Source organism: Pseudomonas sp. ATCC 43928, assembly GCF_005938665.2.
In the GTDB taxonomy this organism is placed as follows: domain Bacteria; phylum Pseudomonadota; class Gammaproteobacteria; order Pseudomonadales; family Pseudomonadaceae; genus Aquipseudomonas.
In genome coordinates this window covers 5,479,720-5,503,821 of record NZ_CP041753.1, presented here as the reverse complement: position 1 = coordinate 5,503,821, position 24,102 = coordinate 5,479,720, and the positions used below count along the sequence as shown (strand labels likewise).

Annotated in this window: 27 protein-coding genes; 26 read left to right on the top strand and 1 reads right to left on the bottom strand. The window is 58.9% G+C overall.

All coding sequences use genetic code 11. From position 1 onward, the window contains the following. The first annotated feature begins 199 nt into the window (after positions 1-199). The 5 genes from ffh (at position 200) to rplS (ending at position 3,771) form a co-directional block, all read left to right on the top strand. Positions 200-1,576, top strand: coding sequence for a signal recognition particle protein (gene ffh, locus FFH90_RS25270; protein WP_007941401.1), 1,377 nt, complete (start codon positions 200-202; stop codon positions 1,574-1,576). A gap of 250 nt (positions 1,577-1,826) precedes the next feature. Further along, positions 1,827-2,078 (top strand): 30S ribosomal protein S16, encoded by a 252-nt coding sequence (gene rpsP / locus FFH90_RS25265; protein WP_003198088.1) that lies wholly within the window; start codon positions 1,827-1,829, stop codon positions 2,076-2,078. Positions 2,079-2,083: 5 nt separating this feature from the next. Beyond that, complete coding sequence (rimM, locus tag FFH90_RS25260; protein ID WP_019581061.1) at positions 2,084-2,620, top strand: ribosome maturation factor RimM; 537 nt, start codon at positions 2,084-2,086, stop codon at positions 2,618-2,620. Continuing rightward, positions 2,602-3,375 carry a tRNA (guanosine(37)-N1)-methyltransferase TrmD gene (gene trmD / locus FFH90_RS25255; RefSeq protein WP_172901170.1) on the top strand — a complete coding sequence of 258 codons (774 nt, stop codon included), beginning with the start codon at positions 2,602-2,604 and terminating at the stop codon, positions 3,373-3,375. The genes rimM and trmD overlap by 19 nt, the downstream gene beginning before the upstream one ends. Positions 3,376-3,420: 45 nt before the next feature. Next, the gene (gene rplS, locus FFH90_RS25250; protein WP_003175895.1) at positions 3,421-3,771 is read left to right on the top strand and encodes a 50S ribosomal protein L19; all 351 of its coding nucleotides are present in this window, start codon (positions 3,421-3,423) and stop codon (positions 3,769-3,771) included. 398 nt (positions 3,772-4,169) lie between these two features. Here the strand turns inward: rplS and suhB are convergent, their stop codons facing one another. Further along, complete coding sequence (suhB, locus tag FFH90_RS25245) at positions 4,170-4,988, bottom strand: inositol-phosphate phosphatase (protein ID WP_007941397.1); 819 nt, start codon at positions 4,986-4,988, stop codon at positions 4,170-4,172. Positions 4,989-5,134: 146 nt separating this feature from the next. On the opposite strand from suhB, the gene trmJ reads away from it, so the two are divergent. The 21 genes from trmJ to FFH90_RS25140 all read left to right on the top strand — a co-directional run bounded on the left by trmJ (position 5,135) and on the right by FFH90_RS25140 (position 24,049). Further along, positions 5,135-5,905, top strand: coding sequence for a tRNA (cytosine(32)/uridine(32)-2'-O)-methyltransferase TrmJ (trmJ, locus tag FFH90_RS25240; protein ID WP_018927071.1), 771 nt, complete (start codon positions 5,135-5,137; stop codon positions 5,903-5,905). 2 nt (positions 5,906-5,907) lie between these two features. Then, positions 5,908-6,684 carry a serine O-acetyltransferase gene (gene cysE, locus FFH90_RS25235; protein WP_026286494.1) on the top strand — a complete coding sequence of 259 codons (777 nt, stop codon included), beginning with the start codon at positions 5,908-5,910 and terminating at the stop codon, positions 6,682-6,684. A gap of 184 nt (positions 6,685-6,868) precedes the next feature. Continuing rightward, positions 6,869-7,360 carry a Fe-S cluster assembly transcriptional regulator IscR gene (iscR, locus tag FFH90_RS25230; RefSeq protein WP_003227911.1) on the top strand — a complete coding sequence of 164 codons (492 nt, stop codon included), beginning with the start codon at positions 6,869-6,871 and terminating at the stop codon, positions 7,358-7,360. A gap of 50 nt (positions 7,361-7,410) precedes the next feature. Beyond that, positions 7,411-8,625: an IscS subfamily cysteine desulfurase gene (locus FFH90_RS25225; RefSeq protein WP_007941393.1), complete on the top strand. Its 1,215-nt coding sequence runs from the start codon at positions 7,411-7,413 to the stop codon at positions 8,623-8,625. An 85-nt stretch (positions 8,626-8,710) separates the two neighbouring features. Further along, complete coding sequence (gene iscU, locus FFH90_RS25220) at positions 8,711-9,097, top strand: Fe-S cluster assembly scaffold IscU (protein WP_003443374.1); 387 nt, start codon at positions 8,711-8,713, stop codon at positions 9,095-9,097. A gap of 34 nt (positions 9,098-9,131) precedes the next feature. Further along, positions 9,132-9,455, top strand: coding sequence for an iron-sulfur cluster assembly protein IscA (gene iscA, locus FFH90_RS25215; RefSeq protein ID WP_007941391.1), 324 nt, complete (start codon positions 9,132-9,134; stop codon positions 9,453-9,455). Positions 9,456-9,463: 8 nt separating this feature from the next. After that, positions 9,464-9,985: a co-chaperone HscB gene (hscB, locus tag FFH90_RS25210; RefSeq protein WP_018927068.1), complete on the top strand. Its 522-nt coding sequence runs from the start codon at positions 9,464-9,466 to the stop codon at positions 9,983-9,985. Between the two features lie 51 nt (positions 9,986-10,036). Next, the gene (hscA, locus tag FFH90_RS25205; protein ID WP_064620145.1) at positions 10,037-11,899 is read left to right on the top strand and encodes a Fe-S protein assembly chaperone HscA; all 1,863 of its coding nucleotides are present in this window, start codon (positions 10,037-10,039) and stop codon (positions 11,897-11,899) included. 3 nt (positions 11,900-11,902) lie between these two features. After that, entirely contained in the window at positions 11,903-12,244 is a 342-nt protein-coding gene (gene fdx, locus FFH90_RS25200; protein WP_018927066.1) for an ISC system 2Fe-2S type ferredoxin, read from the top strand. 14 nt (positions 12,245-12,258) lie between these two features. After that, positions 12,259-12,459, top strand: a complete 201-nt coding sequence (gene iscX, locus FFH90_RS25195) for a Fe-S cluster assembly protein IscX (protein ID WP_007941386.1) — start codon at positions 12,259-12,261, stop codon at positions 12,457-12,459. A gap of 92 nt (positions 12,460-12,551) precedes the next feature. Then, complete coding sequence (gene ndk, locus FFH90_RS25190) at positions 12,552-12,977, top strand: nucleoside-diphosphate kinase (RefSeq protein ID WP_018927065.1); 426 nt, start codon at positions 12,552-12,554, stop codon at positions 12,975-12,977. Positions 12,978-13,005: 28 nt separating this feature from the next. After that, on the top strand, positions 13,006-14,154 hold the full coding sequence (rlmN, locus tag FFH90_RS25185; RefSeq protein WP_007941385.1) for a 23S rRNA (adenine(2503)-C(2))-methyltransferase RlmN: 1,149 nt from the start codon (positions 13,006-13,008) through the stop codon (positions 14,152-14,154). A gap of 12 nt (positions 14,155-14,166) precedes the next feature. Then, on the top strand, positions 14,167-14,925 hold the full coding sequence (pilW, locus tag FFH90_RS25180; protein ID WP_018927064.1) for a type IV pilus biogenesis/stability protein PilW: 759 nt from the start codon (positions 14,167-14,169) through the stop codon (positions 14,923-14,925). Next, a complete protein-coding gene (locus FFH90_RS25175; RefSeq protein ID WP_111454300.1) occupies positions 14,925-15,944 on the top strand; it encodes a RodZ family helix-turn-helix domain-containing protein in 1,020 nt (339 codons plus the stop codon). The genes pilW and FFH90_RS25175 overlap by 1 nt, the downstream gene beginning before the upstream one ends. Positions 15,945-15,947: 3 nt before the next feature. Continuing rightward, positions 15,948-17,057, top strand: a complete 1,110-nt coding sequence (gene ispG / locus FFH90_RS25170) for a flavodoxin-dependent (E)-4-hydroxy-3-methylbut-2-enyl-diphosphate synthase (RefSeq protein ID WP_003185136.1) — start codon at positions 15,948-15,950, stop codon at positions 17,055-17,057. 37 nt (positions 17,058-17,094) lie between these two features. After that, positions 17,095-18,384, top strand: a complete 1,290-nt coding sequence (gene hisS, locus FFH90_RS25165) for a histidine--tRNA ligase (protein ID WP_018927062.1) — start codon at positions 17,095-17,097, stop codon at positions 18,382-18,384. Between the two features lie 40 nt (positions 18,385-18,424). Beyond that, on the top strand, positions 18,425-19,066 hold the full coding sequence (locus FFH90_RS25160; protein WP_018927061.1) for a tetratricopeptide repeat protein: 642 nt from the start codon (positions 18,425-18,427) through the stop codon (positions 19,064-19,066). Continuing rightward, complete coding sequence (gene bamB, locus FFH90_RS25155) at positions 19,059-20,210, top strand: outer membrane protein assembly factor BamB (RefSeq protein ID WP_064620135.1); 1,152 nt, start codon at positions 19,059-19,061, stop codon at positions 20,208-20,210. Before FFH90_RS25160 ends, bamB begins: the two co-directional genes overlap by 8 nt. Before the next feature lie 135 nt (positions 20,211-20,345). Next, positions 20,346-21,818, top strand: a complete 1,473-nt coding sequence (der, locus tag FFH90_RS25150; protein WP_018927059.1) for a ribosome biogenesis GTPase Der — start codon at positions 20,346-20,348, stop codon at positions 21,816-21,818. 303 nt (positions 21,819-22,121) lie between these two features. Next, on the top strand, positions 22,122-23,270 hold the full coding sequence (locus tag FFH90_RS25145; protein ID WP_138866274.1) for a pyridoxal phosphate-dependent aminotransferase: 1,149 nt from the start codon (positions 22,122-22,124) through the stop codon (positions 23,268-23,270). Further along, entirely contained in the window at positions 23,258-24,049 is a 792-nt protein-coding gene (locus tag FFH90_RS25140) for an amidohydrolase (RefSeq protein ID WP_138866273.1), read from the top strand. The genes FFH90_RS25145 and FFH90_RS25140 overlap by 13 nt, the downstream gene beginning before the upstream one ends. Positions 24,050-24,102: the final 53 nt, after the last annotated feature.

The following is a 24,102-nucleotide window of genomic DNA, read 5'->3' as shown; positions in this document are numbered from 1 at the left end:
GGCAGGCCCGAAAGGCGTTGAGTTTGGCATAGAACCCATACGGCACGAAAGACCATACAAGCTGACGGCGAGGTGTCCGCCAGACGCAGTCTTCGCTATAATCCGCGACCTGCCCACGCCGCAGGCTCGCCGAGCACATGTTGATTCCGGTCTGGGCCGCCATTATCCCGGTCTACACAGGGCCTGAAAGGATCGCGCAATGTTTGAAAACTTAACCGACCGTCTCTCGCAGACGCTGCGCCATGTCACCGGCAAGGCCAAGCTGACCGAAGACAACATCAAAGACACCCTGCGCGAAGTGCGCATGGCGTTGCTCGAAGCCGACGTCGCCTTGCCGGTGGTCAAAGACTTCGTCAATTCGGTGAAGGAGCGCGCTGTCGGCACCGAGGTGTCGCGCAGCCTGACGCCGGGCCAGGCCTTCGTGAAGATCGTCCAGGCCGAACTCGAAAGCTTGATGGGCGCAGCCAACGAAGATTTGAACCTGAGCGCCGTTCCACCGGCCGTGGTTCTGATGGCCGGTTTGCAGGGTGCGGGTAAAACCACCACCGCCGGCAAACTGGCGCGCTTCCTTAAAGAGCGCAAGAAGAAGTCGGTCATGGTCGTGTCCGCGGACGTTTACCGTCCTGCGGCGATCAAGCAGCTGGAAACCCTGGCCAACGATATCGGCGTGACGTTCTTCCCGTCCGACCTGAGCCAGAAGCCGGTTGACATTGCGCAAGCGGCTATTAAAGAAGCCAAGCTGAAATTCATCGACGTGGTCATCGTCGACACCGCCGGTCGTTTGCACATCGACGAAGAGATGATGGGCGAGATCAAGGCGCTGCACGCCGCGATCAATCCGGTCGAAACCCTGTTCGTGGTCGATGCCATGACCGGCCAGGACGCCGCCAACACGGCCAAGGCCTTCGGTGATGCATTGCCGCTGACCGGTGTGATCCTGACCAAGGTCGACGGTGATGCCCGTGGCGGTGCCGCACTGTCGGTACGTGCCATTACCGGCAAGCCGATCAAGTTCATCGGTATGGGCGAGAAGAGCGAAGCGCTCGAGCCGTTCCACCCTGAGCGTATCGCATCGCGCATCCTCGGCATGGGCGACGTGCTCAGCCTGATCGAACAGGCCGAAGCGACCCTCGACAAGGACAAGGCCGACAAGCTGGCCAAGAAGCTGAAGAAGGGCAAGGGCTTCGACCTCGAAGACTTCCGCGATCAGCTGCAACAGATGAAGAACATGGGCGGTCTCGGCGGCCTCATGGACAAACTGCCGAATATCGGTGGTGTGAACCTGGCGCAGATGGGCAATGCCCAGGGTGCGGCAGAGAAGCAATTCAAGCAGATGGAAGCCATCATCAATTCCATGACCCCGGCCGAGCGCCGCGACCCTGAGCTGATCAGTGGTTCGCGCAAGCGCCGGATCGCCATGGGTTCCGGCACCCAGGTGCAGGACATCGGTCGCTTGATCAAGCAGCACAAGCAGATGCAGAAGATGATGAAGAAATTCTCCGCGAAAGGCGGAATGGCCAAAATGATGCGCGGCATGGGCGGTATGTTGCCCGGCGGCGGCATGCCCAAGATGTAAAGAATTCGCGCAGGAGCTTGCTCCTGCGCCGACCCACACGGACGTGGGATCTCCAGCAAACCCGCACTTGGCGGGAGCTGACTGGCCATCTTCAGCGATGGCTCTATAGCAAATCTGGATGGCACGCCGATAGGCGCCGGAAAAAGACATTTGCAAAAGTCCGGATATTCCTTAGAATATGCGGCCTTTCGGGCACCTATGCCCGCTGTGCATTTAGATTTGCAGCACCGACTACAGGAACGATGTTCACATGCTAACAATCCGTCTTGCCCTTGGCGGCTCCAAAAAGCGCCCGTTTTACCACTTGACCGTAACCGACAGCCGCAACCCGCGTGACGGTTCGCACAAGGAACAGGTTGGTTTCTTCAACCCTGTTGCTCGTGGTCAAGAAGTTCGTCTGTCCGTGAACCAAGAGCGCGTAGCCTACTGGCTGAGCGTTGGTGCACAGCCTTCTGAGCGCGTTGCTCAGTTGTTGAAGGAATCTGCTAAGGCTGCGGCCTGAGCAATATGAACGCGACGCCAGCTGTTGCTGATGATTTGATCGTTATCGGCAAGATTTACTCTGTTCACGGCGTTCGCGGCGAAGTGAAGGTGTATTCCTTTACTGATCCGATTAAAAACCTGTTGGACTACAAAACCTGGACGCTCAGGCGCGAAGGCAACGTAAAACAGGTCGAGCTGGTCAGCGGACGCGGGAACGACAAGTTCCTGGTCGCAAAGCTCAAGGGTCTTGATGATCGTGAAGAAGCTCGTCTTCTGGCTGGTTATGAGATCTGCGTGCCGCGCAACCTGTTCCCTGAATTGACCGATGGCGAGTACTACTGGTACCAGCTGGAAGGTCTGAAGGTCATCGATACTCACGGGCAATTGTTCGGGAAAATCGATCATCTTCTGGAAACCGGCGCCAATGATGTAATGGTGGTCAAGCCTTGCGCTGGCAGCCTGGATGATCGCGAACGCCTGTTGCCGTATACCGAGCAATGCGTGTTGGCCGTCGATCTGGCAGCGGGCGAGATGAAGGTGGAATGGGATGCGGACTTCTAAACGTGGCTAACCTGCGCGTAGAAGTGATCAGTTTGTTTCCCGAGATGTTCTCCGCCATCAGCGAGTACGGCATCACCAGTCGGGCGGTGAAACAGGGGTTGTTGCAGCTTACCTGTTGGAATCCGCGAGACTACACGACGGATCGACATCACACTGTGGATGATCGCCCATTTGGCGGTGGTCCGGGCATGGTGATGAAGATCAAGCCCCTGGAAGATGCTCTGGTTCAGGCCAAGGCAGCAGCCGGGGAGGCGGCGAAGGTAATTTACCTGTCCCCCCAAGGCCGTCAACTGACACAGTCGGCGGTGCGCGAGTTGGCGAATCTGGATGCATTGATCCTGATTGCCGGCCGCTATGAAGGCATTGACGAGCGTTTTATTGATGCTCATGTCGATGAAGAGTGGTCGATTGGCGACTATGTACTGTCTGGCGGCGAGCTGCCGGCGATGGTCCTGATCGATGCGGTTACACGACTGCTGCCTGGAGCTTTAGGGCATGCGGACTCCGCTGAGGAAGATTCCTTTACGGATGGTTTGCTGGATTGCCCGCACTACACCCGACCGGAGGTGTATGCGGATCAGCGTGTTCCCGACGTATTGCTAAGTGGCAATCACGCGCACATCCGGCGTTGGCGTTTACAGCAGTCCCTTGGTCGGACCTATGAACGACGCGCCGATCTTCTGGAAAGCCGCTCGCTTTCTGGAGAAGAGAAGAAGCTGCTCGAGGAATACATCCGCGAGCGGGACGATAGTTAACAACGTATCGATGGTAGATCCGACGATTTACCTTAGGAGCACAGCATGACTAACAAAATCATCCTTGCACTCGAAGCAGAGCAGATGACTAAAGAGATCCCTACCTTTGCCCCGGGCGACACCATTGTCGTTCAGGTGAAAGTGAAGGAAGGCGATCGTTCGCGTCTGCAAGCGTTCGAAGGCGTAGTTATCGCCAAGCGTAACCGCGGCGTAAACAGTGCTTTCACCGTTCGTAAAATCTCCAACGGTGTTGGCGTAGAGCGTACTTTCCAGACCTACAGCCCGCAAATCGACAGCATGGCTGTCAAGCGTCGCGGTGATGTACGTAAGGCCAAGCTGTACTACCTGCGTGACCTGTCCGGTAAAGCAGCTCGCATTAAGGAAAAACTGGCTTAAGTCCAGCTTCCGATGCCGAAAGGCTGGCCTGCTCAGGTTGGCTTTTCAAGAAAATGCCTCGTATCGAAAGATGCGGGGCATTTTTCGTTATGGCTGCATATATAAAAAACTGCGGCGCTCTTTCTGTAGCTGCTGCCGAAGGCTGCGTCTGGCTGTAGCAGCTGTCGAGCTCCAGCGAGGCTGCGTCCGGCTGCGAAGCAGTCGTGAATCCGGCTAATGCGGTCTGTCTGGCGTGCCGTAATCTCTGATTATGCGACTGCTGCGTCCGAGCGCAGGCTTCGCCAGCTGCTACGGATTGCGTTACGGCTTAACTTGGTCGTATTAGTCGCACAAAAGAAAACGCCCCGAACCAGTCGGGGCGTTTGCTTTAAGTGTTGCGGCTTTTTGGGCTTGGGTGCTTAGCGCTTCAGCGAAGCTGGCAGGTGTGGCTGGATCGCTGTCAGTACTGCCTTGAAGCACTTGGTGTTGCCGGCAACGACGTGACCTTTCTCCAGGAAGTCGTGACCGCCGGTGAAGTCGCTCACCAAGCCGCCGGCTTCCTGGATCAACAGGGCGCCTGCAGCCATATCCCACTCGGACAGGCCTGACTCCCAGAAGGCGTCGAAACGGCCGGCAGCCACGTAGGCCAGGTCGAGGCTTGCCGAGCCGGCGCGGCGGATGCCGGCGGTCTGGCCAACCAGGGCGCGGAACATGCCCAAGTAGTTGTCGAGGTTGTCCATCTGGTCGTCACGGAACGGGAAGCCGGTACCCAGCAGGGCGCCGTCCAGGCTGGTACGGCCGCTGACGCGCAGGCGACGACCGTTCAGTTGAGCGCCGCGACCACGGCTGGCGGTGAATTCTTCCTGGCGAACCGGGTCCAGAACAACAGCGTGTTCCAGGCGGCCGCGGTATTTGCAGGCGATGCTGACAGCGAAGTGAGGAATGCCGCGCAGGAAGTTGGTGGTGCCGTCCAGTGGGTCGATGATCCACAGGTATTCTTCGCCTTCGATGCCGGTGCCGGCGTGCAGGCCGGTTTCTTCACCCATGATCGAGTGATTCGGGTAGGCCTTGCGCAGTGCGTCGATGATTTTCTGTTCGGCGGCGCGATCCACCTCGGATACATAATCCTTGGCGTCTTTTTCGTCGACCTTGATGGTATCCAGGCGCTCGATGGAGCGGAAGATCAATTCACTGGCGCTGCGGGCGGCGCGCAGCGCGATATTCAGCATGGGCTGCATGGATGTGTCACCTAAGGTTGTTAAAGAAAGCCGGGCATTCTATCAGAAAGTTTCTACAGGAGAAGGTCGACGTTCGCTTTCATGGCTTAACGGTAGGAGGAGCTGTAAGATTCGGCTCCCCCATTCAATGTTCGAGAGCGCCTCCCTTGCTGCAAAACATTCGTGTCGTCCTGGTCAATACCAGTCATCCCGGAAATATCGGTGGTGCTGCGCGTGCCATGAAGAACATGGGCCTGTCGCGACTGGTGCTGGTCGAGCCGCGGTTGTTCCCGCACCACGAGGCCGATGCGCGTGCGTCCGGCGCCGGGGACATCCTTGAAAACGCGCAAGTCGTCGCCACCTTGGAAGATGCCTTGGTCGGCTGCAATCTGGTGCTGGGTACCAGTGCTCGTGATCGTCGCATTCCCTGGCCGTTGCTCGATCCCCGTGAGTGCGGTGCAAGGGTGGTCGAGGAGGCGGGGCAGGGTGCCGAGATCGCATTGGTGTTCGGTCGTGAAGATTCCGGCCTGACCAACGAAGAGCTGCAGCGATGTCATTATCACGTGCACATTCCATCAGACCCCGAGTTCAGTTCGCTGAACCTCGGGGCGGCGGTGCAGGTGTTGAGCTATGAAGTGCGCATGTCCTGGCTGGCGGCCCAAGGTCAGCCGAGCAAGGTCGAGAAGGAGGAAGTGGCGTCCACCAAGAGTGGTGAGCTGGCGACCATGGATGAGCTGGAGCGATTCTATGAGCACCTGGAGCAAACCCTGGTGGCCATCGAATTCCTCGATCCGGAAAAGCCACGGCACTTGATGGCGCGCCTGCGCCGGTTGTACGGACGCAGCTCGGTCAGCCGAGCGGAAATGAATATATTGCGTGGCATCCTCACGGAAACCCAGAAGGCGGCCCGTGGCGAGCTTCTAAAGCGGAAGGATTAATGATGTTCGAGCGTTTGCGTGAAGATATCCAAAGTGTTTTTCATCGTGACCCGGCGGCGCGTAATGCTTTTGAGGTCCTGACCTGCTATCCGGGCATGCATGCCATCTGGATCCATCGCCTGTCATCGCTCCTGTGGCGCACAGAGCTGAAATGGCTGGCGCGGCTGGTGTCGAACTTCGGTCGCTGGTTAACCGGGATCGAGATTCATCCGGGGGCCAAGGTCGGTCGTCGCTTCTTTATCGATCATGGCATGGGCATCGTTATTGGTGAGACTGCCGAGATCGGCAACGATGTCACCCTTTATCAGGGCGTGACCCTTGGTGGCACCAGCTGGAACAAGGGCAAGCGTCACCCGACCCTGGAAGACGGCGTGGTGGTTGGCGCGGGCGCCAAGGTGCTCGGCCCATTCACTGTCGGTGCCGGGGCCAAGGTGGGTTCCAATGCCGTGGTCACCAAGGCAGTTCCGCCGGGTGCGACGGTGGTGGGGATTCCGGGGCGGATTATCGTCAAGTCCGACGATGAGCAGGATGCCAAGCGCAAGGCCATGGCCGAGAAGATCGGCTTCGATGCCTACGGTGTCGGCGAAGACATGCCGGATCCGGTGGCACGGGCGATCGGTCAGTTGCTCGATCACTTGCAGGCGGTCGATGGGCGTCTGGAGGGTATGTGTGGAGCGCTGAAGGATCTGGGCAGTAATTACTGTGCCAAGGATCTGCCTGAACTGCGTGAAGAAGACTTTGCCTGTGTGAAGGGCAAGGACGAAAGCAGGGCCAGCTGATTCACGGCAGGGTCGCATTCGGGCATTTGCACCGCGCTGGTTGGTGTGCCATTGCACCGCAGACCCTGCTATGATGCGCGCGCTCTTTTGCGGGTAAACCTGAGTAATACGCTAGGTCTTATAGTTGACTTAAATACTCGGGAATTGCATACTCGCCCCATTCCGAACTCCGTGGTAATTGTCCATGCGACTGACTACAAAAGGCCGATACGCCGTGACCGCCATGCTTGACCTGGCGTTACACGCGCAGCACGGGCCGGTGTCCCTGGCCGATATCTCCGAGCGCCAAGGCATCTCCCTGTCCTACCTCGAGCAGCTTTTCGCCAAATTGCGCCGTAGCAATCTGGTGTCCAGTGTTCGCGGTCCGGGCGGTGGCTACCAATTGTCCCGCGACATGCAGGGCATCCAGGTCGCCCAGGTAATCGATGCGGTCAACGAATCGGTCGATGCAACCAAGTGCCAGGGCCAGGGCGATTGCCATTCCGGCGACACCTGTCTGACTCACCATTTGTGGTGCGATCTTAGCCTGCAGATTCACGAATTTCTGAGCGGTATCAGCTTGGCTGACCTTGTAACTCGCCGTGAGGTGCAAGAAGTAGCCCAGCGTCAGGACCAGCGTCGTTGCAACAGCAAGGCGCCACGCCTGGACAAGATTGAAGCGTCCGCCGTCGAATGACAGCCAAAGAGCTAGCGGCACGCCAGCCAGCCTGATTTAGGAGATAGTCCATGAAATTGCCGATTTACCTTGATTACTCTGCGACCACCCCGGTTGATCCGCGTGTCGCGCAAAAGATGAGTGAATGCCTGCTGGTCGACGGAAACTTCGGTAACCCGGCGTCCCGTTCCCACGTGTTCGGCTGGAAAGCCGAAGAGTCCGTCGAGAACGCTCGTCGTCAGGTCGCTGATCTGGTTAACGCCGACCCGCGTGAAATCGTCTGGACCTCCGGTGCCACCGAGTCCGACAACCTGGCAATCAAGGGGGCGGCGCATTTCTACTCCACCAAAGGCAAACACCTGATCACCACCAAGATTGAGCACAAGGCTGTCCTCGACACCATGCGCCAACTGGAGCGTGAAGGTTTCGAAGTGACCTACCTCGATCCTCGTGAAGATGGCCTGGTCACTCCGGAAATGGTCGAAGCTGCCCTGCGTGACGACACCATTCTGGTATCGGTCATGCACGTGAACAACGAAATCGGCACCATCAACGACATCGCCGCCATCGGTGAGCTGACCCGCTCCCGGGGTATTCTGTTCCACGTCGACGCCGCTCAGTCCACCGGCAAGGTCGAGATCGACCTGTCGAAACTGAAAGTTGACCTGATGTCGTTCTCTGCCCACAAAACCTATGGCCCTAAAGGCATCGGCGCGCTGTACGTCAGCCGCAAGCCGCGTGTGCGCATCGAAGCGACCATGCACGGCGGCGGTCATGAGCGTGGCATGCGTTCCGGCACCCTGGCGACTCACCAGATCGTCGGCATGGGCGAAGCGTTCCGTGTGGCCAAGGAAGACATGGCTGCCGAGAATGCACGCATCAAAGCGCTGAGCGACCGTTTCTTCAAACAGGTTGAAGGCCTGGAAGAGTTGTACGTCAACGGCAGCATGACCGCCCGCGTACCGCACAACCTGAACCTGAGCTTCAACTACGTCGAAGGCGAGTCGCTGATCATGGCGCTCAAGGATCTGGCGGTTTCGTCGGGTTCGGCCTGCACCTCGGCATCGCTTGAGCCTTCGTACGTGCTGCGCGCCCTGGGCCGCAACGACGAACTGGCACACAGCTCGATTCGCTTCACCTTCGGCCGTTTCACCACCGAAGAAGAAATCGACTACGCCGCGCAGAAAGTCTGCGAGGCCGTCACCAAGCTGCGCACTCTGTCGCCGCTGTGGGACATGTACAAAGACGGCGTCGACATTTCGAAAATCGAGTGGGCGGCACACTGATATTCAAGTCGCCGCAACCGGGCCCTGCGAATCCACGATTGGCAGGGCTTCAAGAGCGACTCCTGATGAGTGAGGATTAAGAATCATGGCTTACAGCGAAAAGGTCATCGACCACTACGAGAACCCGCGCAACGTCGGCAAGATGGATGCAGAAGATCCTGATGTCGGCACCGGCATGGTCGGCGCTCCGGCGTGCGGTGACGTGATGCGTCTGCAGATCAAGGTCAACGAACAAGGCATCATCGAAGACGCCAAGTTCAAGACTTACGGTTGCGGTTCGGCAATCGCCTCCAGCTCCCTGGCGACCGAGTGGATGAAAGGCAAGACTCTGGATGAAGCAGAGACCATCAAGAACACTCAACTGGCCGAAGAACTGGCCCTGCCGCCAGTGAAAATTCACTGCTCTGTACTCGCTGAAGACGCTATCAAGGCGGCCGTTCGCGACTACAAGCAGAAGAAAGGCTTGATCTGACTTTCAAGATTTGGCGACGAGTAAGGAGTCACCGATGGCTATCAGCATGACAGAAGCGGCTGCTCAACACGTGCGACGCTCCCTCAACGGGCGCGGCAAGGGTGATGGGATTCGTCTGGGTGTTCGCACCACGGGCTGTTCCGGCCTTGCCTATGTGCTGGAGTTTGTCGACGAGGTGGGCGCGGACGATCAGGTGTTCGAAAGTCACGGCGAGAAAGTGATCATCGACCCGAAAAGCCTGGCCTACCTGGACGGCACCGAGCTTGATTTCGTCAAGGAAGGGTTGAACGAAGGCTTCAAGTTCAACAACCCCAACGTACGCGGTGAGTGTGGCTGCGGCGAAAGCTTCAACATCTGAGGCTGCTCGTGGGTACTCCTTGTCATTTCGCTTTATTTGAGCTGCAACCGAGTTTCAATCTGGACCTCGATCAGCTGGCTACGCGCTACCGTGAGTTGGCGCGCGGCGTTCATCCGGACCGCTTTGCCGACGCTTCCGAGCGTGAGCAGCGGCTGGCGCTCGAGCAATCCGCGAGCCTCAACGAGGCCTACCAGACGCTCAAAAGCCCCCCCAAGCGCGCGCGATACTTGCTCGCATTGAGTGGTGGCGAGTTGCCGCTGGAGGTCACGGTGCATGATCCGGAGTTTCTTCTGCAGCAGATGGAGTTGCGTGAAGAGCTCGAGGATCTGCAGGACAGCGCCGACATGGCGGGTATCGCCACGTTCAAGCGCCGCCTCAAGGCAGCTCAGGATGAACTGAACCAAAGCTTCGCAGCTTGCTGGAATGATGCGGCGCAACGCGAACGGGCCGAACGCCTGATGCGGCGCATGCAGTTCCTCGACAAGCTCACCTACGAAGTGCGCCAGTTAGAAGAGCGCCTCGACGATTAACCCAGTGCCGCTCCGGTCGCACGCCTGATATACAGATAAGTCCTGATCACGATGGCCCTACTGCAGATCGCCGAACCCGGCCAAAGTCCTCAACCGCACCAGCGTCGTCTGGCTGTGGGGATCGACTTGGGCACTACCAATTCGCTGGTCGCTGCATTGCGCAGTGGTCTTTCCGAGCCTCTGGCCGATGCGCAAGGGCGGGTTATCCTGCCGTCTGCCGTGCGCTATCACGCCGATCGCGTCGAAGTCGGCGAATCGGCCAAACTGGCTGCCGCTACCGATCCTCTGAACACTGTGCTGTCGGTCAAGCGCTTGATGGGACGTGGTTTGTCCGACGTCAAGCAATTGGGCGATCAGCTGCCGTACCGTTTTGTCGACGGCGAGTCGCACATGCCGTTCATCGACACGGTGCAAGGTCCGAAAAGCCCGGTCGAAGTCTCCGCCGATATCCTCAAGGTGCTGCGTCAGCGCGCCGAAGCGACCTTGGGTGGCGAACTGGTCGGCGCAGTGATCACCGTTCCGGCCTATTTCGATGATGCTCAGCGTCAAGCCACCAAGGATGCGGCCAAGCTGGCCGGCCTGAACGTGCTGCGCTTGCTCAATGAACCGACCGCTGCTGCGGTGGCTTACGGTCTGGATCAACAGGCTGAAGGCCTGGTTGCCATTTATGACCTGGGCGGTGGCACCTTCGATATTTCGATTCTGCGTCTGACCGGCGGTGTGTTTGAAGTGCTGGCTACCGGTGGCGACAGCGCGTTGGGTGGCGATGACTTCGATCACGCCATTGCTGGCTGGATCATCGAGAGTGCCGGTCTGTCGGCCGACCTCGATCCGGGCGAGCAGCGCAATCTGCTGCAAACCGCGTGTGCGGCCAAAGAAGCCCTGACCAGTGCCTCGTCCGTCGAAGTCGCATATGGCGACTGGAAGGCGGGGCTGACCCGTGAAGCGTTCAATGCGCTGATCGAGCCGATGGTTGCCCGCAGCCTGAAAGCCTGTCGTCGCGCGGTGCGTGATTCCGGCATTGAGCTGGAAGACGTTCATGCGGTGGTCATGGTCGGCGGCTCGACTCGCGTACCGCGCGTTCGCGAAGCCGTTGCGCAAGCCTTCGGTCGCGAACCGCTGACCGAAATCGACCCGGACCAAGTCGTGGCCATCGGTGCCGCGATCCAGGCCGATACCCTGGCTGGCAATAAGCGTGACGGCGGCGAACTGTTGTTGCTCGACGTGATTCCGTTGTCCCTGGGGCTGGAAACCATGGGCGGCCTGATGGAGAAGGTGATTCCGCGCAACACCACCATCCCTGTCGCCCGGGCCCAGGACTTCACCACTTATAAAGACGGCCAGTCGGCCATGGCGATCCACGTATTGCAGGGCGAGCGTGAGTTGATCAGCGACTGCCGCTCCCTGGCACGCTTCGAATTGCGCGGTATTCCAGCGATGGTTGCTGGTGCGGCGAAAATTCGCGTGACCTTCCAGGTCGATGCCGACGGTCTGCTCAGTGTCTCGGCCCGCGAATTGGGTTCGGGTGTCGAAGCCAGCATTCAGGTCAAACCGTCCTACGGCCTGACCGACGGCGAAATCGCCAAAATGCTCAAGGATTCGTTCCAGCACGCCAATGACGACAAGGTTGCCCGCGTATTGCGTGAACAGCAGGTCGATGCCCAGCGCCTGATCGAAGCAGTGCAGGGTGCTCTGGATGTCGACGGCGAACGCTTGCTCGACGCCGAAGAGCGCATGGTCATCGAATTGCAGATGCAGGAACTGACCGAATTGATGAAAGGCACCGATGGTTACGCCATTGAGCAGCAGACCAAGCGTCTGTCGCAAGTGACCGATGCCTTTGCTGCCCGCCGCCTGGACTCGACGGTGAAAGCCGCTCTGGCGGGGCGCAATCTGAATGAAATCGAGGAATAATTGATGCCGCAGGTCATTTTTCTGCCACACGAGAAGTTCTGTCCGGAAGGCATGGTTGTGGAGGCTGAGCCTGGCATATCCATTCTCGAGCTGGCCCATGAACACCATATCGAGATGGAAAGCGCTTGCGGCGGCGTCTGCGCGTGCACCACTTGTCACTGCATCATTCGTGAGGGTTTCGACTCGCTGGAAGAGGCTGATGAGCTGGAGGAAGACTATCTTGATAAGGCTTGGGGGCTGGAAGCCCAGTCGCGTCTGGCCTGTCAGGCAAAAGTCGGGACTGAAGACCTGACCGTCGAAATTCCGAAATACTCGCTCAACCATGCCGCCGAAGCGCCGCACTGATTCAAGGAACTTTCATGAGCCTGAAATGGGTTGATGTGCTGGAAATCGCGATCCAGCTGGCTGAGTCAAAGCCGGATGTGGACCCGCGTTACGTGAACTTCGTCGATCTGCACCAGTGGGTGCTGGCATTGCCGGAGTTCAGTGATGATCCGACACGCGGTGGCGAGAAGGTGCTTGAAGCCATTCAGGCCGCCTGGATCGAAGAAGCAGACTGAGTCTGCACCGTACGCAGTTAGGCAATACCAAAGAACCCGCGTATAATTCGCGGGTTTAATTTTTCGCAAATTACCGTTTCTGGAGTTACACCATGGCTGTTCAACGTACTTTCTCCATCATCAAGCCTGACGCTGTTGCTAAAAATGTTATCGGCGAGATCACCACTCGTTTCGAAAAAGCAGGCCTGCGCGTTGTAGCTTCGAAACTGAAGCAACTGTCCAAAGCCGAAGCTGAAGGCTTCTACGCTGAGCACAGCGCTCGTGGTTTCTTCAACGACCTGGTTGCTTTCATGATTTCCGGTCCGGTTGTCGTTCAGGTTCTGGAAGGCGAAAACGCTATCGCTCTGAACCGTGAGCTGATGGGCGCTACCAACCCTAAAGAAGCTGCTCCTGGCACCATCCGCGCTGACTTCGCTGATTCCATCGACGCCAACGCCGTACACGGTTCGGACTCCGAAGCCGCTGCTGCTCGCGAAATCTCGTACTTCTTCGCAGCTACTGAAGTAACCACTCGCTAAGCATCGGCTTAAGAGTGAAGGTGAATCCATGACTACATCGACTGTAAAAACCAACCTGCTGGGTCTGACTCAACAGGAAATGGAAAAATTCTTCGACTCGATCGGGGAGAAGCGTTTCCGTGCCGGTCAGGTAATGAAATGGATTCACCACTTTGGCGTCGATGATTTCGACGCCATGACGAACGTCAGCAAGGCCTTGCGCGAAAAGCTCAAGGCTGTTGCTGAAATTCGTGGTCCGGAAGTGGTCAGCGAGGACATCTCCAGCGACGGTACCCGTAAGTGGGTGGTGCGCGTGGCGTCCGGCAGCTGCGTCGAGACCGTTTACATTCCCCAGGGCAAACGCGGCACCTTGTGCGTTTCGTCCCAGGCAGGCTGTGCCCTGGACTGCAGTTTCTGCTCCACCGGCAAGCAAGGTTTCAATAGCAACCTCACCGCCGCGGAAGTCATCGGCCAGGTGTGGATTGCCAACAAATCCTTTGGCAGCGTCCCGGCAACCGTCGACCGTGCCATCACCAACGTGGTGATGATGGGCATGGGTGAGCCGCTGCTGAACTTCGACAACGTCGTGGCCGCCATGCATCTGATGATGGATGACCTGGGCTATGGCATCTCCAAGCGCCGCGTAACCCTGTCGACTTCGGGTGTGGTGCCGATGATCGATGAGCTGTCCAAGCACATCGATGTTTCCCTGGCGTTGTCCCTGCACGCACCAAATGACGCATTGCGTAACCAATTGGTGCCGATCAACAAGAAGTATCCGCTTAAGATGCTGCTGGAATCGTGTCAGCGCTACATGTCGTCCCTGGGCGAAAAGCGCGTACTGACCATCGAGTACACCTTGCTCAAGGACATCAATGACAAGGTCGAACACGCGGTCGAAATGATCGAGTTGCTCAAGAATGTTCCGTGCAAGATCAACCTGATTCCGTTCAACCCGTTCCCGCACTCCGGTTACGAGCGTCCGAGCAACAATGCGATTCGCCGTTTCCAGGATCAGCTTCACCATGCAGGCTTCAACGTCACCGTGCGTACCACTCGCGGTGAAGACATCGATGCCGCGTGTGGCCAATTGGTAGGGCAGGTGCTGGATCGCACCCGTCGCAGCGAACGTTATATCGCCGTGCGTGAGTTGAGCGCCGACAACGATATGCCGCAAAACGCTGCGAACAATAATTAAGAGAGGATCTCTATGTCCCTGCGCTTCGCGCTGCTTGTGCTGTTGGCCAGCCTGTGTGCTGGTTGTGTCCTGTCGGGCGATTTCAACCCGATGAAGACCAGCAAGGGCCGTGATGAAGCGCGTGCCGCCTACGTGCAGCTGGGCCTGGGGTACTTGCAGCAGGGCATGACCGAGCGCGCCAAGGTCCCGCTGAAGAAGGCGTTGGAACTGGATGACTCGGATGCTGACGCCAACGCGGCCTTGGGGCTGGTGTTCCAGGCCGAGATGGAGCCGGAACTGGCCGATCAGCATTTTCGCAAGGCGCTGTCTTCCCGTCCCGCCGATGCGCGAATCCTGAACAACTACGGCAGTTTTCTGTTCGAAGAAAAACGTTACAAAGAGGCGTACGAGCGCTTTGAACAGGCGGCCGCCGATACTCTGTATCCTGAGCGTTCGCGGGTTTTCGAGAACCTCGGCATGACCGCTTCAAAGCTGGGCCAGCGTGACCTGGCTCGCCAGCAACTGGAAAAAGCCCTGCGTTTGAACCGCCAACAGCCACGTGCCTTGCTGGAAATGGCTGAGTTGTCATTCGAAGACAGGCATTATGTGCCCGCGCGTGACTATTACGATCGTTTTAGCCTGCTCACCGAGCAAAATGCACGTAGTCTATTGCTCGGCGTTCGGCTGGCAAAAGTGTTTGAAGATCGCGACAAGGCCGCCAGTTATGGCCTGCAATTAAAACGACTCTATCCCGGTACGCCGGAATATCAGCAATACCTGTCGGAGCAATGATGAAAGCGGCGCATCCCGAAGTTGTAGCAGCGAATCGCGTTAACCCCGGTGAGACTTTGCGCCAGGCCCGCGAAAGCAATGGCTGGTCGCTGGCCGAAGTGGCCCTCAAGCTCAACCTCACCGTCAATTCCCTGAGTAATCTGGAAGCCGGCGCTTTTGACAAGCTGCCTGGCCACACCTTTGCTCGTGGCTATATTCGCGCGTACGCCAAATTGCTGGGCATGGACCAGGCTGTTCTGGTTCAGCAGTTCGACCAATCCACCGGCACCGACTCCCAGGGCAGCAACGTCCACAGCCTGGGGCGTATCGAAGAGCCGGTTCGGGTTTCCCACACCATTTTGCGAATTGTCAGCCTGCTGTTGCTGATCGCGGTGATTGGTGGTGGTTTTGTCTGGTGGCAGGATCAAACCTCATCGCGCACCAAGGACCTGGTCAGCCTGGCTCCGGAACACGTTGAAGTCGAAGGCGCCGATGGCACCACCCAGATCCATCCGCTGGACGAGCCGGAAGACCAGGCGGTTGCGCAAGGTGAGTCTGAAGGTGAAACGCCTCTGGCGTTGCCGCAGGCGGAGGAGCCTGCCAACGCCGAAGCAAGCGCGCCGGCGCCAACACCCGCTCCAGCAGCCCCGGTAGCAACACCTGCGGCTCCGGCCCACAATACTGCTCCGGTTGTCGCGACACCGGCAGCGCCAGTTGTTGCCGCTGTACCGGCAGCGGTTGCGACGGCTCCGATTGCGCCGGCCGTTGCAGCTGCTGCTCCAGCAGCTCCGGTTGCGGGCCAGGGCCAGGTTCAACTGCAATTCAGCGCCGATTGCTGGACTCAAGTGACCGACGGCACGGGTAAAGTGTTGTTGAGTGGTCTCAAGCGTAAAGGCGAAAGTGTTTCCGTCAGCGGCAAGCCGCCCTTTGCCGTGCGTCTGGGCTTTGCCCGTGGCGCGCAGGTCAGCTACAACGGGCAGGTGGTTGATGTCGCTCCGTTCACCAGTGGCGAGACTGCTCGCCTGAAGTTAGGTCAATAAGTCATGCACGGCGAATCTCCAATCAAGCGTCGCGAATCCCGGAAAATCTGGGTCGGTAACGTGCCTGTTGGCGGCGATGCGCCCATCGCTGTGCAGAGCATGACCAACAGCGACACCAATGACGTGGCCGCCACCGTGGCCCAGATCAATCGTCTGGAAGCCGCCGGCGTCGATATCGTTCGGGTTTCGGTGCCGGACATGGACGCCGCCGAAGCCTTCGGCAAGATCAAGCAACTGGTCAAGGTGCCGTTGGTGGCTGACATCCACTTCGACTACAGGATCGCTCTGCGCGTAGCCGAACTGGGCGTCGATTGCCTGCGCATCAACCCAGGCAACATCGGTCGTGAAGACCGCGTACGTGCGGTGGTCGATGCCGCCCGTGATCGCGGGATTCCAATCCGTATCGGCGTGAACGCCGGTTCCCTGGAAAAAGACCTGCAAAAGAAATATGGCGAGCCGACTCCGGCTGCGCTGGTCGAGTCCGCCCTGCGTCACGTCGAACACCTCGAACGCCTGAATTTCCAGGACTTCAAGGTCAGCGTAAAAGCTTCCGACGTGTTCATGGCCGTTGAAGCCTACCGCTTGCTGGCCAAGGAAATCGTCCAGCCGTTGCACCTGGGCATCACCGAAGCCGGTGGTTTGCGTTCAGGCACAGTGAAATCCGCCGTGGGCCTCGGTATGCTGCTCGCCGAAGGGATTGGCGATACTATTCGCATCTCGTTGGCGGCCGACCCGGTCGAGGAAGTGAAAGTCGGCTACGACATTCTCAAATCCCTGCACCTGCGTTCCCGTGGCATCAACTTCATCGCCTGCCCGAGCTGCTCGCGGCAGAACTTCGATGTGGTCAAAACCATGAACGAGCTGGAAGGTCGCCTCGAAGACTTGCTGGTGCCGCTGGATGTCGCGGTAATCGGTTGCGTGGTCAACGGGCCGGGCGAAGCCAAGGAAGCCCATATCGGCTTGACCGGCGGCACGCCAAACCTGATTTACATCGACGGCAAGCCGTCGCAGAAACTGACGAATGACAATCTGGTGGATGAGCTTGAACGCTTGATCCGCCAGAAAGCGGCCGAAAAGGTCGAAGCCGACGCGGCTGTAATCGCTCGCGGCTGAGCCTGACTGAAGAGCCGAACGAATTTAAGGATTTAAAGTGAGCAAGTCTCTGCAAGCCATTCGTGGCATGAACGACATCCTGCCCGAACAGACTCCCCTGTGGCGTCATTTCGAGGGCACCGTTTCGCGTTTGCTGGATAACTACGGTTACAAGCAGATCCGCATGCCGATCGTCGAGTTCACCGAGCTGTTCAAGCGCTCCATCGGTGAAGTGACCGACATCGTCGAAAAAGAGATGTACACCTTCGAAGACCGCAACGGCGATTCCCTGACCCTGCGCCCTGAAGGCACAGCGGCCTGCGTGCGTGCGGTGCTCGAACACGGCATTACCGGCGGCGGCCAGGTGCAGAAACTCTGGTACATCGGCCCGATGTTCCGCCACGAACGTCCGCAGAAAGGCCGTTATCGCCAGTTCCACCAGATTGGTTGTGAAGTCTTCAACCTCGACGGTCCGGACATCGACGCCGAGCTGATCGTGCTGACCTGGCGCCTGTGGGGCGAGCTGGGTATCCGCGATGCGGTCAAGCTCGAACTCAACAGCCTGGGCACTGCCGAATCCCGTGGTCGTTATCGCGAAGCACTGGTCGAGTACCTGACCGCTCGCCTGGATCAACTGGACGAAGACAGCCAGCGCCGTCTGAAGACCAACCCGCTGCGGGTCCTGGATACCAAGAACGCCGACACTCAAGCGGTGCTGGCCGACGCGCCGAAAATGGCCGACTACCTCGACGAAGAATCCCGCGTGCACTTCGAGGGCCTCAAGGCTCGCCTGGACGCCGCCGGCATTCCTTATGTGATCAACCCGAAGCTGGTTCGCGGGCTGGATTACTACAGCAAGACCGTATTCGAATGGGTCACCGACCAATTGGGCGCCCAGGGCACGGTATGTGCCGGTGGTCGTTACGACGGTCTGGTGGAGCAGATGGGCGGCAAGCCGACCCCGGGCGTCGGTTTCGCCATGGGCATCGAGCGTCTGGTGCTGCTGCTTGAAACTCTGGAGCAGATCCCCGAAGAGATCTCCCGTCAGGTTGACGTCTACCTCTGCGCCTTCGGTGAAGCCGCCGAGCTGGCCGGTCTGACCCTGAGCGAGCGTGTTCGTGATCAACTGCCCAACCTGCGCCTGCAAATCAATGCCGGGGGCGGCAGCTTCAAAAGCCAGTTCAAGAAAGCCGACAAGAGCGGTGCGCTGTACGCATTGATCCTCGGTGACGACGAAATGGCCCAGCAAGTGGTAGGTTTCAAACCCCTGCGTGGCCAGGGCGAACAACAAAGCATTGCCTGGGATGCGCTTGCTGCACACCTGGCCACCTGCGTCGTGCAGGGTTGAAGCTGTCAAACAGCCGATTTAGCGATTAAGGAGTATTGGGGTGTCGAGTACCGAAGACGAACATGTGGCGGAGTTGAAGGAGTGGTGGACACGCAACGGCAAGCCCCTGGTTACTGGCGGCCTGTTGGCGCTGGTCATCGTGTTCGGCTGGCAGGCCTTTCAGAAGTATCAGAGCAATCAGTCGCAAGGCGCCTCGATTCTCTACCAGCAATTGCTGGAAACCACGCTGACGCCTGACGGCAAGCCTGATGCTGCACGTGTTTCGGATCTGGCCGGCAAGCTCAACAGCGAGTTCGGCGGCACTGCCTACGCGCAATACGGCAGCCTGTTCGTGGCGAAAGTCGCGGTCGACAGCGGCAAGCTGGACGACGCAGCCAGCGAGCTGAAAGCCATTGTCGACAAACCGGCCAACCCGGCTCTGGGTGAAATCGCCCGTCAGCGCCTGGCGCAGGTGCTGGCCGCGCAGAACAAGGTCGATGAAGCCCTGAAACTGCTCGAAGGCGATGCCGACAAGGCCTTCCTGGCCACTCGCGAAGAACTCAAGGGCGACTTGCTGGTGCAACTGGGTCGTACCGACGAAGCGAACGCAGCGTATCAAAAAGCCAAGGCGGCACTGTCGGATGAAGCGGCGGTCGGTGGCCTACAAATCAAGCTGGACGACCTGGCCAAAGGGGATGCGTGACGTGATCCGTTGGAAACATGCAGCATTGCTGGCTCTGGCCATTCTGGCCGCGGGTTGCAGCAGCAACAGCAAAAAAGAGTTGCCACCGGCCGAGCTGACCGACTTCAAGGAAGAAGTGGTTCTGCACAAGCAGTGGAGTCGTTCGATCGGTAACGGTCAGGGCGAAACCTACAACATGCTGGTTCCGGCGATCGATGGCGATACCATCTATGCCGCCGACGTCACCGGTGTGGTGATGGCGATGGATCGCAGCAATGGCGACGTCAAGTGGAAGAAAGATCTCAAACTGCCTGTCTCCGGCGCCGTTGGCGTGGGTTACGGTCTGGTCATGATCGGCACGCTCAAGGGTGAAATCGTTGCCCTGGATGCCAGCAGCGGTGAAGAGAAATGGCGCGCTCGCGTGACCAGCGAAGTTCTCGCACCACCGGCCACCAACGGTGACGTTGTTGTGGTTCAGACCCAGGATGACCGTCTGATCGGTCTGGATGCCTCTACCGGCAACCAGCGCTGGTTGTATGACAGCACGCCAGCGGTCCTGACCCTGCGCGGCACCAGCGCACCGATCGTCACCAACCGCCTCGCGGTGGCTGGCCTGTCGACCGGTAAAGTGGTTGCTCTTGATGTGTCCAACGGCGTGCCGGTTTGGGAACAGCGTGTAGCGATTCCACAAGGTCGTTCGGAGCTGGAGCGTGTGGTCGATATCGACGGTGGCTTGCTGCTGTCCGGCGGTACACTGTATGTCGCCAGCTACCAGGGTCGCGTCGCGGCACTGGACCTGGAAAGCGGTCGTCAGCTCTGGCAGCGTGATGCTTCCAGCTATGCCGGCGTCGCCCAGGGTTTTGGCAGCGTCTATGTGAGCCTGTCTTCGGGCACTGTTGAAGGCGTCGACGAGCGTTCCACCACTGCATTGTGGAGCAACGATTCACTGGCCCGCCGTCAACTGTCGGCTCCGGAAGTGTTCTCCAGCTACGTTGCAGTCGGTGACCTGGAAGGTTACCTGCACCTGCTGAGTCAGGTGGACGGTCGTTTCGTCGGCCGCGAGCGCATCGACAGCGACGGCCTGCGTGCACGTCCGCTGGTGGTGGGTGACACGATTTATGTGTATGGCAACAGCGGCAAACTGGAAGCCCTGACCATCAAGTAAAGACTATGCTTGGGGTTTAACCCCCAAGCGGCCTTGTTCTGCAAGGCTCGCAGCGCTTTCAAGCGCTGCCCCGAGCACCAGCCGCTGCCTCGCAGCGGCTTTTGTATTTTCTGAAATAACGAAGTGGAGAGCCGCATGGTTCCCGTAATCGCCCTGGTGGGCCGACCGAACGTCGGCAAGTCCACCTTGTTCAACCGCCTGACCAGGACTCGCGACGCCATCGTCGGCGACTTGTCCGGTCTGACCCGTGATCGCCAATACGGTGAGGCCAAGTGGCAAGGGCGTTCCTACATTCTGGTCGACACTGGCGGTATCTCCGGTGACGAGCACGGTATGGACGAAAAAATGGCCGAGCAGTCGCTGCTGGCCATTGAAGAAGCGGATGTCGTTCTGTTCCTGGTAGATGCCAAGGCCGGTTTTACCGCCGCCGACCAGATGATCGCCGAGCACTTGCGCAAGCGTAACAAGCGTTCCTACGTGGTCGCCAACAAGGTCGACAACATCGACCCTGAAATGGCCCGCGCCGAATTCGCCCCGTTGGGCATGGGCCACGCGATCCCGATCGCCGGTGCCCATGGTCGTGGCATCACCCAGATGCTGGAAATCGCCCTGAGCGACTTCCCGAAAGACGAAGAAGAACCGCAAGAAGGCGAAGAGGAAGAGATCGTTGCCGAAGGTGAGGAAGCCAAGCGCATTCCTGGCCCAAGCGAAAAAGACGGTATCAAGATCGCCATCATCGGTCGTCCGAACGTCGGCAAGTCGACCCTGGTCAACCGCATGCTCGGTGAAGACCGGGTGATCGTGTATGACCAGCCCGGTACTACCCGCGACAGTATCTACATCCCGTTTGAGCGTAACGATGAGAAGTACACGCTGATCGACACCGCTGGTGTGCGCAAGCGCGGCAAGATTCACGAAGAAGTCGAAAAGTTCTCCGTGGTCAAAACCCTGCAGGCGATCAAAGACGCCAACGTGGTGATCTTCGTGATGGACGCCCGCGAAGGCGTGGTGGACCACGACCTCAACCTGCTGGGCTTTGCCCTTGAAGCCGGTCGTGCGCTGGTGATCGCGATCAACAAGTGGGACGGCATGACGCCGAGCGAGCGCGACTTCGTGAAGGTCGAGCTGCAACGTCGACTGTTCTTCGTCGACTTCGCCGACATCCACTTCATCTCGGCCCTGCACGGCACTGGCGTAGGTAATCTCTACGCGTCGGTACAGAACTCGTTCAAGTCCGCGGTCACCCGCTGGCCGACCAACCGCCTGACCCAGATTCTGGAAGATGCGGTCGGCGAGCACGCGCCACCGATGGTCAACAACCGCCGGATCAAGCTGCGTTATGCCCACTTGGGTGGTGCGAACCCGCCGATCATCGTGATCCACGGTAACCAGATCGAGAAGGTGCCGAAGTCTTACGTCCGTTACCTGGAAAACACTTACCGTCGTGTGCTCAAGCTGGTCGGTACGCCGATCCGCATCGAGTTCAAGGGCGGCGAGAACCCGTACGAAGGCAACAAGAACTCGCTCACCGACCGTCAGGTCAACAAGAAGCGTCGTTTGATGTCGCACCACAAAAAGGCCGACAAGAAGCGCCGCGATAAGCGCTGATTCAAGGCCTCACTCTTTTTGTGAGGGCTTGTTGTGGCGAGGGAGCTTGCTCCCGCTGGACCGCGAAGCGGCCCCAGTATCTGCAACCGAGATCGTTCAGTTGGAACGCATCGGTTGATTTGCGACTGCTGCGCAGCCGAGCGGGACGGTGCGGCGTTCCGACAAGCTCCCTCGCCACAAGTTATGCGGTGTACATTAGAAGAAGGGTGCCGGTTGGCGCCCTTTTTTTGTGGGCGTCGTTTGGGCTATCCTCGGGCTCTCCCGTGCCGCCGTTAGAGCCGGGTGTAGCCCAGGGAATCACCGATGATCACCAGTAAGCTGCCGAATGTCGGCATCACTATTTTCACGCAGATGTCTCAGCTCGCGACGCAAACCGGGGCGATCAACCTGTCCCAGGGTTTTCCCGATTTCGACGGCCCGCAGGCCCTGCGCGATGCAGTCGGTCGGCATATCGCCAGTGGCCACAACCAGTATTCGCCGATGACCGGCTTACCGGCGTTGCGTCAGCAGATCGCGGCGAAGATCGCTCGCAGCTACGGCGCGCATGTTGATGCCGACAGCGAAGTGACGGTCACCCCCGGCGCGACCCAGGCGATCTTCTGCGCGATTCAGGCGGTGATCCACGGCGGCGATGAAGTGATCGTGTTCGATCCGTGCTACGACAGCTACGAGCCCTCGGTCGAGCTGGCCGGTGGTCGCTGTGTGCATGTGCAACTCGGCCTGAAGGACTTCGCCATCGACTTCCAGAAGCTCGCCGAAGCCCTGAGCCCGCGCACGCGGATGATCATCCTCAATACCCCGCACAACCCAAGCGGTGCGCTGATCAGCCGTGCCGAGCTGGATCAGCTGGCGGCGTTGATCCGCGACCGCGACATCTATGTGATCAGCGACGAAGTCTATGAACACCTGGTGTTCGACGGTGTGTCTCACGCCAGCGTATTGGCCCATGAAGAGCTGTATCAGCGCGCTTTCGTGGTCAGTTCGTTCGGCAAGACGTACCACGTCACTGGTTGGAAAACCGGTTATGTCGTGGCGCCGCCGGCCCTTAGCGCGGAGCTGCGCAAGGTGCACCAGTACGTCAGTTTCTGTGGCGTGACGCCGTTGCAGTACGCGTTGGCCGATTACATGGCCGAGCACCCGGAACACGTCGAAGAGCTGCCAGGCTTCTATCAGGCCAAGCGCGATCTGTTCTGCGATCTGCTGACGCCATCGCGCTTCAGTTTTACCCGCGTGGCCGGTACTTATTTCCAGTTGGTCGATTACTCGCAGATTCGCCCGGACCTCAATGATGTAGAGATGGCGCTGTGGATGACCCGCGAGCATGGCGTCGCGAGCATTCCGATCTCGGTGTTCTACCAGACTCCACCTGAAGGCCAGCGCCTGGTGCGTCTGTGCTTTGCCAAGCGCGAGGAGACCCTGCGTGAAGCAGCGGCAAAACTATGCCTGATCTGAGTACTCTGCCCAATCTGAATCTTGCGCTGATCCAGACCACCTTGGCCTGGCACGATCGTCAGGCCAATCTGGAGCATTTCGAGCCGTTGCTGGAACAGGCTCGCGGTGCGGACCTGATCATCCTGCCGGAGATGTTCACCACCGGTTTCTCCATGGAATCGGAAACCCTCGCCGAGCCGGAAAATGGCGCCACCAGTAAATGGATGCGGGCTCAGGCGGCGAAGCTGGGCGCGGTGGTGACCGGCAGCATCATCGTCCAGGCGGCTGACGGTAGCCATCGCAATCGTCTGTTGTGGGCACGGCCGGACGGGGAGGTGTGGCACTACGACAAGCGTCACCTGTTCCGCATGGCCGGGGAGAACAATCACTACACCCCGGGCGAGCGTCAGGTGCAGTTCGAGTTGAAGGGTTGGCGAGTGCGGCCGCTGATTTGCTACGACCTGCGCTTCCCGGTCTGGAGTCGCGATCCGCAAGACACTGACTTGCTGCTGTACACCGCCAACTGGCCGGGCGCACGGCGTCAGCACTGGAACCGATTGCTGCCGGCACGGGCGATCGAAAACCTCTGCTATGTGGCGGCGGTGAACCGTATCGGTACCGATGGCAAAGGCTTTGCGTATACCGGTGACAGTCAGGTCCTGGATTTTCAGGGCGAGACGCTGCTCGGTGCAGGTGATGCCGATGGTGTGTTCAAGGTCGTACTGGACGCGGCGGAACTGGCGGCGTATCGCACACGGTTCCCGGCGAATCTGGATGCGGATACCTTCGAGTTCACCTGACCGATCGTTGAGCAACAAAAAAGGCCCCGAGGTTTTCACCCCGGGGCCTTTTG